Raw genomic sequence first — 17,631 nt, 5'->3', positions numbered from 1 at the left:
AAATGTATGTTCTTTGAAAACTAGATAACAGTGTAGCTCATATTTTTTAATTTTAGTTTGGTTAAGTTAGAAAGGGCGCACGGTGGATGCCTTGACACTAGGAGTCGATGAAGGACGGGACTAACGCCGATATGCTTCGGGGAGCTGTAAGTAAGCTTTGATCCGAAGATTTCCGAATGGGGAAACCCACTATACGTAATGGTATGGTATCCTTACCTGAATACATAGGGTATGGAAGACAGACCCAGGGAACTGAAACATCTAAGTACCTGGAGGAAGAGAAAGCAAATGCGATTTCCTGAGTAGCGGCGAGCGAAACGGAATCTAGCCCAAACCAAGAGGCTTGCCTCTTGGGGTTGTAGGACATTCTATACGGAGTTACAAAGGAACGAGGTAGACGAAGCGACCTGGAAAGGTCCGTCGTAGAGGGTAACAACCCCGTAGTCGAAACTTCGTTCTCTCTTGAATGTATCCTGAGTACGGCGGAACACGTGAAATTCCGTCGGAATCTGGGAGGACCATCTCCCAAGGCTAAATACTCCCTAGTGATCGATAGTGAACCAGTACCGTGAGGGAAAGGTGAAAAGCACCCCGGAAGGGGAGTGAAAGAGATCCTGAAACCGTGTGCCTACAAATAGTCAGAGCCCGTTAATGGGTGATGGCGTGCCTTTTGTAGAATGAACCGGCGAGTTACGATCCCGTGCGAGGTTAAGTTGAAGAGACGGAGCCGCAGCGAAAGCGAGTCTGAATAGGGCGTTTAGTACGTGGTCGTAGACCCGAAACCAGGTGATCTACCCATGTCCAGGGTGAAGTTCAGGTAACACTGAATGGAGGCCCGAACCCACGCACGTTGAAAAGTGCGGGGATGAGGTGTGGGTAGCGGAGAAATTCCAATCGAACCTGGAGATAGCTGGTTCTCCCCGAAATAGCTTTAGGGCTAGCCTTAAGTGTAAGAGTCTTGGAGGTAGAGCACTGATTGAACTAGGGGTCCTCATCGGATTACCGAATTCAGTCAAACTCCGAATGCCAATGACTTATCCTTAGGAGTCAGACTGCGAGTGATAAGATCCGTAGTCAAGAGGGAAACAGCCCAGATCGCCAGCTAAGGTCCCAAAGTGTGTATTAAGTGGAAAAGGATGTGGAGTTGCTTAGACAACTAGGATGTTGGCTTAGAAGCAGCCACCATTTAAAGAGTGCGTAATAGCTCACTAGTCGAGTGACTCTGCGCCGAAAATGTACCGGGGCTAAATACACCACCGAAGCTGCGAATTGATACCAATGGTATCAGTGGTAGGGGAGCGTTCTAAGTGCAGTGAAGTCAGACCGGAAGGACTGGTGGAGCGCTTAGAAGTGAGAATGCCGGTATGAGTAGCGAAAGACGGGTGAGAATCCCGTCCACCGAATGCCTAAGGTTTCCTGAGGAAGGCTCGTCCGCTCAGGGTTAGTCAGGACCTAAGCCGAGGCCGACAGGCGTAGGCGATGGACAACAGGTTGATATTCCTGTACCACCTCTTTATCGTTTGAGCAATGGAGGGACGCAGAAGGATAGAAGAAGCGTGCGATTGGTTGTGCACGTCCAAGCAGTTAGGCTGATAAGTAGGCAAATCCGCTTATCGTGAAGGCTGAGCTGTGATGGGGAAGCTCCTTATGGAGCGAAGTCTTTGATTCCCCGCTGCCAAGAAAAGCTTCTAGCGAGATAAAAGGTGCCTGTACCGCAAACCGACACAGGTAGGCGAGGAGAGAATCCTAAGGTGTGCGAGAGAACTCTGGTTAAGGAACTCGGCAAAATGACCCCGTAACTTCGGGAGAAGGGGTGCTTTCTTAACGGAAAGCCGCAGTGAATAGGCCCAAGCGACTGTTTAGCAAAAACACAGGTCTCTGCGAAGCCGTAAGGCGAAGTATAGGGGCTGACACCTGCCCGGTGCTGGAAGGTTAAGGAGAGGGGTTAGCGTAAGCGAAGCTCTGAACTGAAGCCCCAGTAAACGGCGGCCGTAACTATAACGGTCCTAAGGTAGCGAAATTCCTTGTCGGGTAAGTTCCGACCCGCACGAAAGGTGTAACGATTTGGGCACTGTCTCAACCAGAGACTCGGTGAAATTATAGTACCTGTGAAGATGCAGGTTACCCGCGACAGGACGGAAAGACCCCGTGGAGCTTTACTGTAGCCTGATATTGAATTTTGGTACAGTTTGTACAGGATAGGCGGGAGCCATTGAAACCGGAGCGCTAGCTTCGGTGGAGGCGCTGGTGGGATACCGCCCTGACTGTATTGAAATTCTAACCTACGGGTCTTATCGACCCGGGAGACAGTGTCAGGTGGGCAGTTTGACTGGGGCGGTCGCCTCCTAAAGTGTAACGGAGGCGCCCAAAGGTTCCCTCAGGAATGGTTGGAAATCATTCGTAGAGTGCAAAGGCATAAGGGAGCTTGACTGCGAGACCTACAAGTCGAGCAGGGACGAAAGTCGGGCTTAGTGATCCGGTGGTTCCGCATGGAAGGGCCATCGCTCAACGGATAAAAGCTACCCCGGGGATAACAGGCTTATCTCCCCCAAGAGTCCACATCGACGGGGAGGTTTGGCACCTCGATGTCGGCTCATCGCATCCTGGGGCTGTAGTCGGTCCCAAGGGTTGGGCTGTTCGCCCATTAAAGCGGTACGCGAGCTGGGTTCAGAACGTCGTGAGACAGTTCGGTCCCTATCCGTCGTGGGCGAGGAAATTTGAGAGGAGCTGTCCTTAGTACGAGAGGACCGGGATGGACGCACCGCTGGTGTACCAGTTGTTCTGCCAAGGGCATAGCTGGGTAGCTATGTGCGGAAGGGATAAGTGCTGAAAGCATCTAAGCATGAAGCCCCCCTCAAGATGAGATTTCCCATAGCGTAAGCTAGTAAGATCCCTGAAAGATGATCAGGTTGATAGGTTCGAGGTGGAAGCATGGTGACATGTGGAGCTGACGAATACTAATAGATCGAGGACTTAACCATATAATATGTAGCGATGTTATCTAGTTTTGAAGGAATATATGTTTAGATTTCTTCTTGACATTCTGAAAAGAATGTGTATAATGATAAAAGTCTGGTAATGATGGCAGAGAGGTCACACCCGTTCCCATACCGAACACGGAAGTTAAGCTCTCTAGCGCCGATGGTAGTTGGGACCTTGTCCCTGTGAGAGTAGGACGTTGCCAGGCTTGTATTATTCCGCAGTAGCTCAGCGGTAGAGCTATCGGCTGTTAACCGATCGGTCGTAGGTTCGATTCCTACCTGCGGAGCCATTATGCTTCCATAGCTCAGCTGGTAGAGTACTTCCATGGTAAGGAAGAGGTCACCGGTTCAAGCCCGGTTGGAAGCTTGAGAAAAGTTTTTATTTTTTGGCCCGTTGGTCAAGTGGTTAAGACACCGCCCTTTCACGGCGGTAACACGGGTTCGAATCCCGTACGGGTCACCACTTTTGGAGGATTAGCTCAGCTGGGAGAGCACCTGCCTTACAAGCAGGGGGTCGGCGGTTCGATCCCGTCATCCTCCACCATATATATATTTAAATGTCGGAGGGGTAGCGAAGTGGCTAAACGCGGCGGACTGTAAATCCGCTCCTTCGGGTTCGGCAGTTCGAATCTGCCCCCCTCCACCATTTTCTTTAAAATAACCTGAAAGGGTTTATTTTTTTGAGAAGATAACCATACTAGTAAATATTAATGGGCTATAGCCAAGCGGTAAGGCAACGGACTTTGACTCCGTCATGCGCTGGTTCGAATCCAGCTAGCCCAGCCATTTACGAGCCATTAGCTCAGTTGGTAGAGCATCTGACTTTTAATCAGAGGGTCGAAGGTTCGAATCCTTCATGGCTCACCATTTTCGCGGAAGTAGTTCAGTGGTAGAATACAACCTTGCCAAGGTTGGGGTCGCGGGTTCGAATCCCGTCTTCCGCTTTATTATTACGGGGCCTTAGCTCAGCTGGGAGAGCGCCTGCCTTGCACGCAGGAGGTCAGCGGTTCGATCCCGCTAGGCTCCATATAAATAGGGAAAGCTTACATCAAATGATGTAAGCTTTTTTTGTGCTTAAATTTCACATAAAAAGACAACTTGTGTATATGTTGTTTAAAATGAAAGAAGAGCATAAATAAGGAGAGATAATTATGAAAGTTGTCATTGCATCTGATTCATATAAAGAAAGTTTGAAAGCTGTAGAGGTGTGTGAAGCTGTTGAAAGAGGTTTTACGGCAGTTTTTCCTAAAGCAGAGTATGTTAAAGTACCGATTGGAGATGGAGGTGAAGGAACGGTCGAGTCTCTTGTTGATGCTACAAGAGGGAGAATTATATCACTTAATGTGACCGGGCCGCTTGGAGAGAGCGTACAGGCTTTTTACGGTATGTCTAAGGATAAGAAGACAGCATTTATTGAAATGGCAGCAGCATCAGGATTACAACACGTTCCAATTGAAAAGAGAAACCCACTTATTACAACGACAAAAGGGACAGGAGAACTTATATTACATGCATTAGATCAAGGAGCGAAACACATTATTTTAGGACTTGGAGGAAGTGCTACAAATGATGGTGGGGCTGGTATGCTATCTGCTTTAGGTACAAGGTTTATAAACAGGAAAGGTGAAGTAATAGAACCCTCTGGAGGGACATTACATTTGATTACTACTGTTGACCTTTCTAGGATTGATTCACGCCTAAAGGATCTAAAGTTAGAAGCAGCGTGTGATGTAGATAACCCTTTAGTTGGAGCTAGTGGGGCATCTTTTGTATTTGCGAGACAAAAGGGTGCAAATGTAGAGATGATGAAAGAGCTAGATGAGAATTTAAAACATTATGCTAATATACTTAAACAACATGTATCTTTAGATGTATCTGAAATACCGGGGGCGGGGGCAGCTGGAGGAATGGGAGCAGCTGTCGTTGCGGTGCTAAAGGGGCAGTTAAGAAAAGGAATTGAAATTGTATTAGATTATACAAATTTTGATAAGTGTATAGAGGGTGCCGATCTGATTGTAACTGGTGAGGGAAGAATAGATGAACAAACAGCGTATGGAAAAGCTCCTGTTGGTGTCGCGAAGCGGGCGAAATGTCGTCATATTCCTGTAATTGCTATTGGTGGATCTGTATCCTCGAATTATACGACTGTTTACGAAAAGGGAATTGATGCAGTGTTTAGTATTACAGCGAGTCCAATGACATTAGAAGAAGCATATAAAAGGGCAGAAGAGAATATCGAAATGACAGCAAGAAATATTGCAGCAGTGTGGAAATTAGCATCAGAAAAACGCTTCTAAATGTAGAAGTGTTTTTTAATCGATTTATTTGATGATATTTTGCATAATCCTGAGTGATGATGAAGAAAAGTGCGGATAAAAATATTAGCTGATAGAAAAGTCAGTTGTTTCATCAAGTTAACTTTATACATAGAATAGTCTTAAAATTTAGGTTTCAATGAGAGTACAAGTGAATATATTGTATATCCATGCAGAAAAATGTCGAGTTGAGTCAGACTATATAAAAGATTTAAAATATTTAGGAAGGCATAAAAGGGGGATACTATCTATGAAAAAAGAAATCTCAGTTATTGGAGTTCCAATGGATTTAGGACAGATGCGTCGCGGGGTTGATATGGGACCAAGCGCGATCCGTTATGCAGGGGTAATTGAAAGAATTGAACAAATTGGATATGACGTTAAAGATTTGGGAGATATATGTATTGAGAGAGAAAAAGAAGTAGATGAAAATACAAAATTAAGAAACCTTACACAAGTTGCAACTGTATGTAATGAATTAGCAAGTAAGGTTGATCATATTATAGAAGAAGGTCGTTTTCCACTTGTATTAGGCGGTGACCATAGTATTGCTATCGGTACGCTAGCTGGTGTAGCGAAACATTATAAAAATTTAGGTGTTATTTGGTATGATGCACATGGTGATTTAAATACAGAAGAGACTTCACCATCTGGAAATATTCACGGTATGTCACTTGCTGCAAGTTTAGGCTATGGACATCCGACACTTGTAGACTTATATGAAGCATATCCAAAGGTGAAAAAAGAGAACGTTGTAATTATCGGTGCACGTGCATTGGATGAAGGAGAAAAAGACTTTATTCGCGATGAAGGCATTAAAGTATTCTCAATGCATGAAATCGATCGTATGGGTATGACGGCTGTTATGGAAGAAACAATTGCGTATTTATCTCATACGGATGGCGTCCATTTATCATTAGATCTAGATGGGCTTGATCCTCATGACGCACCAGGGGTTGGAACACCTGTAATTGGTGGTCTATCTTATCGTGAAAGCCACTTAGCGATGGAGATGTTAGCAGAAGCTGATATTGTTACATCTGCTGAGTTTGTTGAAGTAAATACAATTTTAGATGAGAGAAACAGAACAGCAACAACAGCGGTTGCTTTAATGGGTTCTTTATTCGGTGAAAAACTGAAATAAATGTAAGAAAAGCAACTGTGAAGTTGCTTTTTTTATTGGAAAATAGGCGTATAATTATGATTGATATTATACTGTAGGGTAAGAAAGTTTGACATCTTACCAATTTAAGCTAAAGGGGGCGTTTGTAATTGTCGTTTGTTTCATGTATGGTATAATTAACTAGTTGTTGGAAATACATACAGATAGAGCATAAAACAATATTTCAATATATGGATAGAATTGCTCGTAAGTAGGAGGAAGGGTTAGCATGCCTTTTGAAGATACGACCATTTTGAAATATCTTAGTACGGCATTAGATATTGCTGTTGTATGGTTTATTATATATAAGCTAATTCTTATAATCCGGGGCACGAAAGCTGTTCAACTTTTAAAAGGTATTACAGTTATTATTGTCGTCCGGATGATCAGTATTTTACTTGAATTGCATACGCTATATTGGCTAACGGAACAAGTATTAACGTGGGGATTCCTAGCTGTTATTATTATCTTCCAGCCAGAATTGCGAAGAGCACTTGAGCAGCTAGGACGAGGTAGTCTGTTTTCGCGTGTGGGAACTCACGAGGAAGATGAACCTGAAATTGTTGCAACAGCGATAGCGAAAGCTACGGAATATATGGGAAAACGTAGAATAGGTGCATTAATTACGTTGTCAAAAGAGACTGGGATGGGTGACTATGTGGAAACGGGTATTCCGCTGAACGCAAATGTGTCATCAGAACTACTCATTAATATTTTTATCCCTAATACCCCTCTTCATGATGGAGCAGTAATTATGCAGGGAAGTACAATTAAAGCAGCAGCATGTTATCTTCCGCTATCAGAAAGTCCGTTTATTTCTAAGGAGTTAGGAACAAGGCATCGCGCTGCAATGGGAGTTAGTGAAGTTACTGATAGTATTACAGTAGTTGTGTCGGAAGAAACGGGTCAAATTTCTTTAACGAAAAACGGTGAGTTACATCGTGATTTGAAGACAGAGCAGCTGAAGGATATGTTGTTAGCAGAATTTAGTGGGAACGAAAAAACGACTTCTTCGTCTTTATGGAATTGGAGGAGAAAGCGTCATGGATAAGTTAATGGAGAATCATTGGTTTTTAAAAGGAATCTCATTACTATTGGCGTGTATGCTTTTTATGTCAGCAACTTTAACCGAAAAAAATACGACAGCGAGTATATTACCTTTCGTAAATGAAACGAAAGAAACATTAACTGATTATCCCATTACTATTAAGTATGATGAAGAGAAGTATATTGTAAGTGGTATTCCACCAGGTGGAGTCAAGGTGAAGTTAGAAGGCCCAAAAGCATCGGTCGCTGCAACAAAAGCAAAAAGCCAATTTAATATACCAGTTGATTTGCGAGACAGTCGAGTAGGAACCTATGAAGTTTCTTTAAAAGCGAACGGGCTTCCAGATGATGTGAAAGGGACAGTTCAACCATCAACAATTAAAGTCACTCTTCATGAAAAAGCGAAAAAGTATGTTCATGTGGATTTAAAATTATCAAATGAAGATCAGATGCCAGCAGGTTCTACTATTGAGAAGTCAAGTATTAAGCCCGACACTGTTGAAGTAGTTGGAACAAAAGAAGAAATAGAAAGTATTTCATCTGCTAAGGCATATATCGACTTAAAAGGCGTGAATAAAACTGTTACAAAAACAGCAGACGTTACATTGTACAATAAAGAAGGGAAACGTTTAAATGTAAAAACGAGTCCATCTAAAATAAGTGTAACGGTGAATGTAGCGACACAACCTACAGCAAATAACGTCGAAAAAACAGTACCTTTAACATATTTGAAAAAAGGGAATTTGCCAGAGGGTTTAGCTGTTACAAATATTAATGTTGAACCAAAAGAGGTAACGATAGCAGGTCCAAAAGACATTTTGGATAATATACAATCTATAGAGGGGGTCGAGGTAGATCTTAGTCAATTGACGGATTCTACAACATTCGATGCCTCTGTTTTATTGCCAAAAGGTGTGACAAGTGCAAAACCAAATCAAGTGAAGGTTTCTGTAGGGGTACAAAAGGTAAAACAAACGAAAAGTAAAACTATAGAGGGTATCCCGATTCAAAAAAATGGAATTCCGAATGATGTTACTGCTCAGCTACTTTCGCCACAAGATGGAAAGATAAGCGTTGATATTTCAGGAGAAGCAAGTATAGTAGATAAAATAACAGCTGCTCAAATAACAGCTGCGATTAATCTGCAAAATGTATCTCCGGGGACGAAGGATGTTTCTATTCAAGTGAGCGGTCCTGGTAATATTTCGATAGAACCAAAACAAAAAGGTGCTAAAGTCACAATTGTGAAGAAAGAAAAGCCAGATAAAGAAGTACAGGGTAATATTGAACAACCAAATCCAGCAAACAATAAAGAAAATCAAACTGAAAAACCAAAAAATCCGGAACCGGATCCAGAAAAGGATCAGGAAAAAGATAAAGAAAAAGAAAATGGCCAAGAAACGAGCCAAGAACCAACAGTAGATAATCACAAAGAGCATGAAAAAGGAGCGAATAATAATGGGTAAATATTTTGGTACAGACGGAGTACGCGGGGTTGCAAATAAGGAATTAACACCTGAATTAGCATTCAAAATTGGACGTTTTGGCGGCTATGTATTAACAAAAGATACAGATCGTCCAAAAGTAATTATTGGCCGTGATACACGTGTATCTGGACATATGTTAGAAGGAGCTTTAGTAGCAGGCCTATTATCAACTGGAGCAGAAGTAATGCGTCTTGGTGTTATTTCTACACCAGGTGTGGCTTATTTAACAAAAGCTTTAGATGCACAAGCGGGTGTTATGATTTCTGCATCTCATAATCCAGTACAAGATAATGGAATTAAGTTCTTCGGTTCAGATGGTTTTAAATTAACAGATGAGCAAGAAGCTGAAATTGAAGCATTATTAGACAAAGAAGTTGACGAGTTACCACGTCCAACAGGTACTAACCTTGGCCAAGTGAGTGATTACTTTGAAGGTGGACAAAAGTATTTACAATACATTAAACAAACTGTAGAGGAAGATTTCTCTGGTTTACATATTGCTTTAGATTGCGCACACGGTGCGACTTCTTCTTTAGCTCCATACTTATTTGCAGACTTAGAAGCTGATATTTCAACGATGGGAACTTCTCCAAACGGTATGAATATTAACGAAGGCGTAGGATCTACACATCCAGAAGTCTTAGCTGAATTAGTAAAAGAAAAAGGTGCTGATATCGGACTTGCTTTTGATGGTGATGGCGACCGTTTAATCGCGGTAGATGAAAAAGGAAACATCGTTGACGGCGATCAAATTATGTTTATTTGTGCGAAGTATATGAAAGAAACTGGTCAATTGAAACATAATACAGTTGTTTCAACAGTTATGAGTAACTTAGGCTTCTATAAAGCACTTGAAGCAAACAATATTACAAGTGATAAAACAGCAGTTGGTGACCGCTACGTAATGGAAGAAATGAAACGTGGTGGATATAATCTGGGCGGAGAACAATCAGGTCACATTATCTTACTTGATTATATTACAACTGGTGATGGAATGTTAAGTGCACTTCAACTTGTAAACATCATGAAAATGACGAAAAAGCCATTATCTGAGCTTGCAGGTGAGATGACAAAATTCCCACAATTACTAGTAAACGTTCGTGTAACAGATAAAAAACTAGCATTAGAAAATGAGAAAATTAAAGAAATTATTCGTGTTGTAGAGGAAGAAATGAACGGAGACGGTCGTATTCTTGTTCGTCCATCTGGAACAGAACCACTTATTCGTGTAATGGCAGAAGCACCGACACAAGAAATTTGTGATGGGTATGTACATCGTATTGTAGAAGTTGTGAAAGCTGAAGTTGGCGTTGAATAATTCGCCGATTCTATGAAAAAGGAGCACAAAAAGTGCTCCTTTTTCATATGTTTTATAGACAATGAAAAAAATTTCATTGACGATTTATATTGTTTGTTATACGATGGTCTTGTTCTTTTTCTCAAAGGAAATATTGTAAATTATAAAAGCGCCAGAACTACAAGTAGTGTAGTTGACGAGGTGGAGTTTATCGAGATTTCGGCGGATGACTCCCGGTTGTTCATCACAACCGCAAACTTTTACTTAAAACATTAAGGTGACTTAGTGGACAAAGGTGAAAGTGTGATGAGAGAAAAGGAACGGATGAATACTAGCTGTATAAGTATATACGGACTTTAACCCAATCGAGAGGAAGGTGAAAGCCGTTACAAGCTTACAGGGCTAGCAATATGTAATCCGTTTTTTTAATATAAATAAATGGTATCGGACTATGTCGTTACATGTTCGCAAAGCAGTGTAAGCATTTGTAACGGCGACTAAACATGTGTGGAATTGTAGGATTTATTGGAGAGCAAGATGCAAAGGAAATTTTATTAAAAGGTTTAGAAAAACTAGAATATCGTGGATATGATTCAGCAGGTATTGCAGTACAAGCAGAGAACGGTGTTGTTGTATACAAAGAAAAGGGCCGTATTGCAAAGCTTCGCGAAATCGTAGATGAGAACGTAGCAGCAAGCGTAGGGATTGGACATACACGCTGGGCTACACATGGTGTTCCAAGTAAGTTAAACGCGCATCCGCATCAAAGTACATCAAAACGCTTTACACTAGTTCATAACGGTGTAATTGAAAACTATGAATTAGTGAAAAAGGAATATTTACAAGATGTAACGTTCGTAAGTGAAACAGATACAGAAATTATCGTACAGCTTATGGAACAACAAGTGAGCACAGGATTAAGTGTAGAAGAAGCGTTCCGTAATACGCTATCTCTTTTACATGGCTCTTATGCAATCGGATTACTTGATGCTGAAAATCCAAACATGATTTATGTTGCTAAAAACAAAAGCCCGCTATTAGTAGGTGTTGGTGACAACTTTAATGTTGTGGCGAGCGACGCTATGGCGATGTTACAAGTTACAGATCAATTTATCGAGTTAATGGATAAAGAAATCGTAATTGTAACGAAAGAAAGCATTACAATTAAAAACTTACAAGGTGAAACGATTGAACGTGCACCTTATACAGCGGAATTAGACGCAAGTGATATTGAAAAAGGAACGTATCCTCATTTCATGCTAAAAGAAATCGATGAGCAACCACTTGTAATCCGTAATATTATTCAAAAGTATCAAGGTGAAAATGGCGAGATTGAACTGGATACAGATATCCGTAACGCAATTTTAGATAGCGATCGTATTTATATCATTGCATGCGGAACAAGTTATCATGCAGGTCTTGTTGGAAAGCAATTCATTGAGAAATTTGCGAAAGTACCAGTTGAAGTACACGTAGCAAGTGAATTCTCTTACAACATGCCATTATTAACAGAAAGACCATTCTTCATTTACATCTCACAAAGTGGTGAAACAGCTGATAGCCGTGCAGTACTTGTGCAAACAAATGAAATGGGTCATAAAGCATTAACGATTACAAATGTACCTGGTTCTACACTTTCTCGTGAAGCTGATTATACACTTCCGTTATATGCGGGACCAGAAATTGCAGTTGCATCAACGAAAGCTTACACAGCACAGCTTGCAGTACTTTCAATCTTAGCAGCTGACATTGCAAAAGCTAAAGGTGAAATTCTTGATTTCGATTTAACTCACGAACTAGGACTTGTAGCAAATGCAATGGTAGTACTTTGTGATCAAAAAGAAGAGATGGACGCATTAGCAAAACAATTTTTAGCAACAACGCGTAACTGCTTCTTCATCGGACGTAGCGTAGACTTCTTCGTAGGTTTAGAAGGTGCGTTAAAACTAAAAGAAATCTCTTACATCCAAGCAGAAGGATTTGCTGGAGGAGAATTAAAACACGGTACAATTGCCTTAATCGAAAACGGTACACCAGTTATCGCACTTGCTACACAAGAGCACGTAAACCTTGGAATTCGTGGTAACGTGAAAGAAGTAGTAGCGCGCGGGGCTAACCCATGTATCATCTCAATGAAAGGCTTAGAAATGGAAGGTGACAGCTTTGTATTACCAGCTGTACACGAAGCACTAGCACCGCTAGTAGCAGTTATTCCATTACAACTTATCTCATACTACGCAGCACTTCACCGCGAATGTGACGTTGATAAGCCACGTAACTTAGCTAAGTCTGTTACGGTTGAGTAGAGGTTGGTAGATTTGAAATAAATTTGTGAAGCTTCACCCCTTTGGATATTTTTATCTAAAGGGGTGTTTTTGTGTCCAAAAGAAAAAGAACATCTAAAATTGATAAGTGGATTAAAGAGGGGCGAGGAACTAGCTGTGGGGATGGACAGAACCCCACTGATTAAATTTTTACTTTATCGGATTTTGAAAGGGACTACTTTTATTTATCTGAATTTTCTATTGTTGTTTTTTGTATTGGGTTTGTTCATAGAGAATAACATTTTTAATATTGGAGCATCTATGCCCACCTTTATCTCCATGATTATATGGTTATTTGATCCCCAAGTACACTGTGTGATCACTCTCCTTATAAATCAAACAGTGTAAACTGATAGTTTTATAAATGTAAATATTCGTTAATATATTGTAAAAATAATCTATTTCAATTTAATTTATAGTAAGATGTTATCGAGCTAGAAAATACCGGTATTTTTAGCTTAAATATATAATAGAATGGGTGGGAGTAATTTGAAAAAGAAAAGAAAGAATGCCGTAATAGGGGGAGTTTTATCAGTTGCTATATTGTCTTCAGCGCTTTTTCCAAGCACGTCAGCATTTGCAGCAACTGAAACAGCACCAAATCTTAACAAAACAACAGTTCCAGTAACACAGGCAGCTACAACTGTTGATGGGGATGTTTCTGCACAAGGATGGAAAACAAAATTAGCTGCACAAGCCATTCGAAAAGGTGGTTGGTTAGTATCAAAACTAGCTGGTAAGATTTCACCTAAGGCTGAACAAGTATTATCAAAAAACATAAATAAAATTGCTGATTGGATTGAAACAGCAGGTGATGTTCAGGAGTGGGCCTTAGCTACATTTTTAGTATCTTTAGGAATCCCTCCAGCAGATGCAGCAGCAATTGCATATTGGATTGTATTATTCTTTGGTCTTTAATAAAATATAAATGCAAAAAAAGGTTCAGTATTTACTGAACCTTTTTATAAAAATATATAGAAAATAGGGTGATATCATGAAATTTTTTTTAGCAGCACTATTAATATTATTAATAGTGTTAGCGATAATGTATTTAATTCTTGATAGGAGCCACTCAGAACAACCTGAGAATAAGGAGAATTATTTCTTGACTATACTGTCTGCCTTTATAGGAGCATCGATATTTGTATGTATTACTATTATTCCATCTGTTGCACTTTTTTTTATTTGTTTAGGTATAGAAAACTACTTTCCCCATCTACTGAAATCGGATAGCTTTTATGATCTTATGCTATTAGCTATTTTATCTATGGGAATAACCTTTATTTTTGAAGTCTTTTTTAAGGGATTTTTTACTGGATTCTCTAGATACTTTAAATTACCTAAAATTATAAATGTTGTAGGAGCTATATTTACATATACGATTATTTTTTATTTTGTAACTGAAAAGTTCATTGAAAGCTTACATTTAACGATTGTGGGTGCTCTAATACTATCAATCATTATGGTGTTAATAGATTCATTATTAAACAAATTTATAAAAAATGAAAAAAATAGTTTAGGGGTTTAATTTATGAAAAAAATTTTTTTTACTTTATTTATCCTTATTTTTGTAATTCTTTCTCCTTTACATAGCTTAGCGGCCAATAGTAAAGAAGTTAATTATCTAATAACATTTAATAACAAAATACATAAAGAACTCATACAAAAATATGGAGGAACTATCGAAGAAACATATTTAGATATTATAGCTAATGTAAGGATTCCTCAAAATAAAGCAAACGAACTAAAACAACACCCAGAAGTACAAAGTATAGAAAAAAATTCAGATGTCAAAGCATTAGAACAAAAGAAAGATTGGGGGATTGACTTCTTAAATATCCCGATGGTTAAAAAACAAAACAATAATTTAACCGGAAAAAATATATCTATTGCAATATTAGATACTGGGGTAGATATGAAACATGAAGATTTAAATCTTAGAAGAAGTTTCACCTTTATTAAAGGAACAAATGGATATAGTGATGAAAGTGGACATGGAACACATATTGCAGGGATTATAGGGGCAAGAGATAATCAAATTGGTGTGTTGGGAGTTGCTCCCGCTGCTCAAATATATTCATTAAAGGTATTAGATTCAAAAGAGAATGGAAAATACAGTAGTATCATTCAAGCGATTGAATGGTGTATACAAAACAATATAAGAATCATTAATATGAGTTTTGGAGGATATCAAAAATCAGATGCTTTGGAGATTGCTATAAATAAAGCGTATGAAAAGAATATTATTTTAGTTTCTTCGGCGGGTAATACGGGATTCTTTGATGAAGATACTATTACTTATCCAGCAAAATATAATAATGTGATTTCCGTAGGAGCAATAAATAGTCAAAAAGAAAGGTGGTTTGCATCTAGCTTAGGAAAAAAACTAGATATAATGGCACCAGGTGAAAATATTTTAAGTACTTCTCCGGGGCAAAAATATGAAATGAAAAGTGGAACATCTATGGCAGCCGCCTACGTTACAGGGTGCATAGCTTTATTGTTAGAAAAAAATCCTACAATGACAAATGCAGAGATTGAGACTATTTTAAAGAAAACCGCTAATCCAATTGGTATTCCCTTTGAATATGGAAATGGTATTTTAAATTTAGAAAAAGCAATGAATTAAAGTTATAACAAATGTTTCATATTATAGGGCAAAAGCCGGATTGGTTTAACTAATAATCAGTGGGGGATGGACAGAAACCCACTGATTAAATTTTTACTTTATCGGATTTTGAAAGGGACTACTTTTGTTTGTCTGAATTTTCTGTTATCATTTTTAGGTAGTCGTGAACAATTTCCTTTATTACACAGGAAGAGACGATAGATTATTAGACATTACGAGGGGGCTTATTAATGCAAATAAATGAAAAAACATATTTAAGTATAGAAGAGATTACTTCATTACCAGCTTTATCAAGTACAAACATAAGTGATGATGGCAAAAATGTAGCATTTGTTAAGAAGACAGCTAACTGGAAAGACAATACATATAGGAATCATATATGGATATATGAAAAAGATAAGGAGCAGAGTTACCCATTAACAACTGGGGATATAGATAGTATACACCCATTATGGTCCCCAGATTCTAGGGATATCGCCTACCTTAGCCCAGTTGGTGAGGGGGATAATAAGAAAAATCAAATCTTTGTTAAGTCAATAGATGGTTATGGTGAGTTACAAATTACTGATGAGAAAGAAGGGATCAGTAATTTTAAATGGGAGCCTAGTGGTAAAGGCTTTTATTATGTGGCACAGTCAAAAGAATCAGAGCTGATAAAGAAACGGAAGGAACTATATGGGGATTTCCAACGTATAGGTAAGGAGTACAAGAATAATTGTTTATATTACATTGAAGTAGAAAAAGTGATACAAAATGATAAAGAGGAACACGAAAATAGTGGTGTTTATCAACTAACTAATGGGAAGGATTTTCATATCCATGAATTTGATATTTCAAATGATGGGAAAAAGGTTGTATTTATGGCTACACCAAGCTCAAATATGGGAGATTATATGAATGGAGATCTATACATACTAGATATTAAAGCTGGAGAGCTACAAAAGATGAATATAGATAAGTTGTTGGGAGGGAGCGTTTGCTTTTCTCCTGAAGGCAGCAAAATATGCTACTCAGCAAGCATAAGGGAGAAGGAGTACTATAAGACTCATATACAAGACAGTACATTAGAGATATATGATATGAATAATGGAGGGCTAATTCGACCTTTACTAGATTTTGATAGTACGGTGATGCCATTACAGTGGACAGCTAAAGGGATTTTAATTAGATGGCAGGATAAAACTAATTATCTTATTGGGTTGCTATGTGAGGATGGCACTGTGGAAATGTTAAGCGAAAAAGTAGATAGCTTTATAATGGATGCTTCTATAACAAGGGATGGAAATCATATATCCTATAATAAGGCTATTACAAATGAAACCTTTGAAATCTATTTAGACGATAAAAAAATAACGAATGAAAATAGCTTTTTCGAAGGAAAGCTTAAAAGTAATAGGGAAATAGTCTCATGGAAAAGTAGTGATGGTCTTGAAATAGAGGGTGTTTTATCGACTCCAGTAGAGTTTGACGCAAATGAAAAATATCCATTATTAGTAGTAATCCATGGTGGTCCGGCTTGGGCATCCTTCCCAATATTTTCAGATTGTTTTAATGAAAAATATCCTATTGAGCAATTTATCGAAAAAGGCTTTATAGTTTTAGAGCCGAACTATAGGGGAAGTTCTGGTTATGGTAATGAATTCTTAAAAGCAAACTATAGAAAACAGGGAATTGCTGACTACGATGATGTTATATCTGGAGTGGATAAACTAGTTGATCAAGGGATTGTAGATAAGGATAGAGTAGGGGTTATGGGATGGAGTAACGGGGGATATATATCAGCTTTCTGTTCTACATATAGTAGTAGATTTAAAGCTATTTCAGTTGGAGGTGGAATCACTAACTGGAGTACCCATTATGTAAATACAGATATCCCTTACTTTATTAGAATGCATTTAGGAAATACTCCATGGAATGATCCGGATATATATACAAAAACATCGCCAATGACATATATTAAATCAGCCTGTACTCCCACCTTAATCCAACATGGCGAAAAGGATGCAAGAATTCCAACTCTAAACGCGTATGAGCTATATCAAGGATTAAGGGATATGGAAGTGGATACAGAATTAATTATATTTAAAGGAATGGCATATAGTTCTGACCAGCCAGGAATTAATGTGGCTATTATGAAGCAGAATTTGATGTGGTTTTCACACTATATTCTTGGAGAAAGTATGAAAGATTTTAGGACTTTATAATGGATATCCTCGCAGGATACATAAGGATGAAACAGTCTTCATAAGGAGGGCTGTTTTCATATTTATCTTGTGATTGTAGCCCTTGCTTCTGGTTCATCTGCAAGTATACGTATTATTGGATTTTCAGATAGCCTAACGTTATAAGGTAGCTTATAACGTTTAAATTACTTCTATAGATAAATTTG

The 17,631-nt window shown here is 39.1% G+C and carries 10 protein-coding genes, 9 tRNA genes, 2 rRNA genes and 1 pseudogene; all 22 read left to right on the top strand.

Going from position 1 to position 17,631, the window contains the following annotated elements; translation table 11 throughout:
* Positions 1-59 precede the first annotated feature (59 nt).
* A 23S ribosomal RNA gene (locus CDB3_RS01335) occupies positions 60-2,981 on the top strand.
* Between the two features lie 90 nt (positions 2,982-3,071).
* A 5S ribosomal RNA gene (gene rrf, locus CDB3_RS01330) occupies positions 3,072-3,187 on the top strand.
* A 9-nt stretch (positions 3,188-3,196) separates the two neighbouring features.
* Positions 3,197-3,271: transfer RNA gene (locus CDB3_RS01325), tRNA-Asn, on the top strand.
* Positions 3,272-3,275: 4 nt separating this feature from the next.
* Positions 3,276-3,348, top strand: a tRNA-Thr gene (locus tag CDB3_RS01320).
* Between the two features lie 21 nt (positions 3,349-3,369).
* Positions 3,370-3,444, top strand: a tRNA-Glu gene (locus CDB3_RS01315).
* Positions 3,445-3,449: 5 nt separating this feature from the next.
* Positions 3,450-3,525 (top strand) — tRNA-Val (locus CDB3_RS01310).
* Positions 3,526-3,543: 18 nt separating this feature from the next.
* Positions 3,544-3,627, top strand: a tRNA-Tyr gene (locus tag CDB3_RS01305).
* Between the two features lie 65 nt (positions 3,628-3,692).
* Positions 3,693-3,767 (top strand) — tRNA-Gln (locus CDB3_RS01300).
* Positions 3,768-3,772: 5 nt separating this feature from the next.
* Positions 3,773-3,848: transfer RNA gene (locus CDB3_RS01295), tRNA-Lys, on the top strand.
* 5 nt (positions 3,849-3,853) lie between these two features.
* Positions 3,854-3,925, top strand: a tRNA-Gly gene (locus CDB3_RS01290).
* A 10-nt stretch (positions 3,926-3,935) separates the two neighbouring features.
* Positions 3,936-4,008: transfer RNA gene (locus CDB3_RS01285), tRNA-Ala, on the top strand.
* A 124-nt stretch (positions 4,009-4,132) separates the two neighbouring features.
* Entirely contained in the window at positions 4,133-5,278 is a 1,146-nt protein-coding gene (locus tag CDB3_RS01280; protein WP_128853284.1) for a glycerate kinase, read from the top strand.
* Positions 5,279-5,546: 268 nt separating this feature from the next.
* Positions 5,547-6,440, top strand: a complete 894-nt coding sequence (gene rocF / locus CDB3_RS01275; RefSeq protein WP_000711584.1) for an arginase — start codon at positions 5,547-5,549, stop codon at positions 6,438-6,440.
* A 247-nt stretch (positions 6,441-6,687) separates the two neighbouring features.
* A complete protein-coding gene (gene cdaA, locus CDB3_RS01270; RefSeq protein ID WP_001115704.1) occupies positions 6,688-7,509 on the top strand; it encodes a diadenylate cyclase CdaA in 822 nt (273 codons plus the stop codon).
* Positions 7,502-8,971 carry a CdaR family protein gene (locus CDB3_RS01265; RefSeq protein ID WP_128853283.1) on the top strand — a complete coding sequence of 490 codons (1,470 nt, stop codon included), beginning with the start codon at positions 7,502-7,504 and terminating at the stop codon, positions 8,969-8,971. The genes cdaA and CDB3_RS01265 overlap by 8 nt, the downstream gene beginning before the upstream one ends.
* Entirely contained in the window at positions 8,964-10,310 is a 1,347-nt protein-coding gene (gene glmM / locus CDB3_RS01260) for a phosphoglucosamine mutase (RefSeq protein ID WP_002151225.1), read from the top strand. The genes CDB3_RS01265 and glmM overlap by 8 nt, the downstream gene beginning before the upstream one ends.
* A gap of 285 nt (positions 10,311-10,595) precedes the next feature.
* A pseudogene (locus tag CDB3_RS33045) lies at positions 10,596-10,780 on the top strand (hypothetical protein).
* Positions 10,781-10,792: 12 nt separating this feature from the next.
* Complete coding sequence (glmS, locus tag CDB3_RS01255) at positions 10,793-12,595, top strand: glutamine--fructose-6-phosphate transaminase (isomerizing) (protein ID WP_128853282.1); 1,803 nt, start codon at positions 10,793-10,795, stop codon at positions 12,593-12,595.
* Between the two features lie 507 nt (positions 12,596-13,102).
* The gene (locus CDB3_RS01250) at positions 13,103-13,531 is read left to right on the top strand and encodes a hypothetical protein (RefSeq protein WP_128853281.1); all 429 of its coding nucleotides are present in this window, start codon (positions 13,103-13,105) and stop codon (positions 13,529-13,531) included.
* A gap of 76 nt (positions 13,532-13,607) precedes the next feature.
* Positions 13,608-14,141: a hypothetical protein gene (locus CDB3_RS01245; protein WP_128853280.1), complete on the top strand. Its 534-nt coding sequence runs from the start codon at positions 13,608-13,610 to the stop codon at positions 14,139-14,141.
* Between the two features lie 3 nt (positions 14,142-14,144).
* Positions 14,145-15,242 carry a S8 family peptidase gene (locus CDB3_RS01240; RefSeq protein WP_128853279.1) on the top strand — a complete coding sequence of 366 codons (1,098 nt, stop codon included), beginning with the start codon at positions 14,145-14,147 and terminating at the stop codon, positions 15,240-15,242.
* Positions 15,243-15,472: 230 nt separating this feature from the next.
* Positions 15,473-17,446, top strand: coding sequence for a S9 family peptidase (locus CDB3_RS01235; RefSeq protein WP_128853278.1), 1,974 nt, complete (start codon positions 15,473-15,475; stop codon positions 17,444-17,446).
* Positions 17,447-17,631 lie beyond the last annotated feature (185 nt).

Origin of the sequence: Bacillus sp. CDB3, from assembly GCF_002081505.1 — a bacterium.
GTDB lineage: Bacteria > Bacillota > Bacilli > Bacillales > Bacillaceae_G > Bacillus_A > Bacillus_A cereus_AT.
This window is presented reverse-complemented; position numbering and strand designations above follow the sequence as displayed.

Coding starts and splice junctions, on each gene's coding strand:
- CDB3_RS01280 (WP_128853284.1), top strand. CDS start 4,133: ATGAAAGTTGTCATTGCATCTGATTCATATAAAGAAAGTTTGAAAGCT.
- rocF (WP_000711584.1), top strand. CDS start 5,547: ATGAAAAAAGAAATCTCAGTTATTGGAGTTCCAATGGATTTAGGACAG.
- cdaA (WP_001115704.1), top strand. CDS start 6,688: ATGCCTTTTGAAGATACGACCATTTTGAAATATCTTAGTACGGCATTA.
- CDB3_RS01265 (WP_128853283.1), top strand. CDS start 7,502: ATGGATAAGTTAATGGAGAATCATTGGTTTTTAAAAGGAATCTCATTA.
- glmM (WP_002151225.1), top strand. CDS start 8,964: ATGGGTAAATATTTTGGTACAGACGGAGTACGCGGGGTTGCAAATAAG.
- glmS (WP_128853282.1), top strand. CDS start 10,793: ATGTGTGGAATTGTAGGATTTATTGGAGAGCAAGATGCAAAGGAAATT.
- CDB3_RS01245 (WP_128853280.1), top strand. CDS start 13,608: ATGAAATTTTTTTTAGCAGCACTATTAATATTATTAATAGTGTTAGCG.
- CDB3_RS01240 (WP_128853279.1), top strand. CDS start 14,145: ATGAAAAAAATTTTTTTTACTTTATTTATCCTTATTTTTGTAATTCTT.
- CDB3_RS01235 (WP_128853278.1), top strand. CDS start 15,473: ATGCAAATAAATGAAAAAACATATTTAAGTATAGAAGAGATTACTTCA.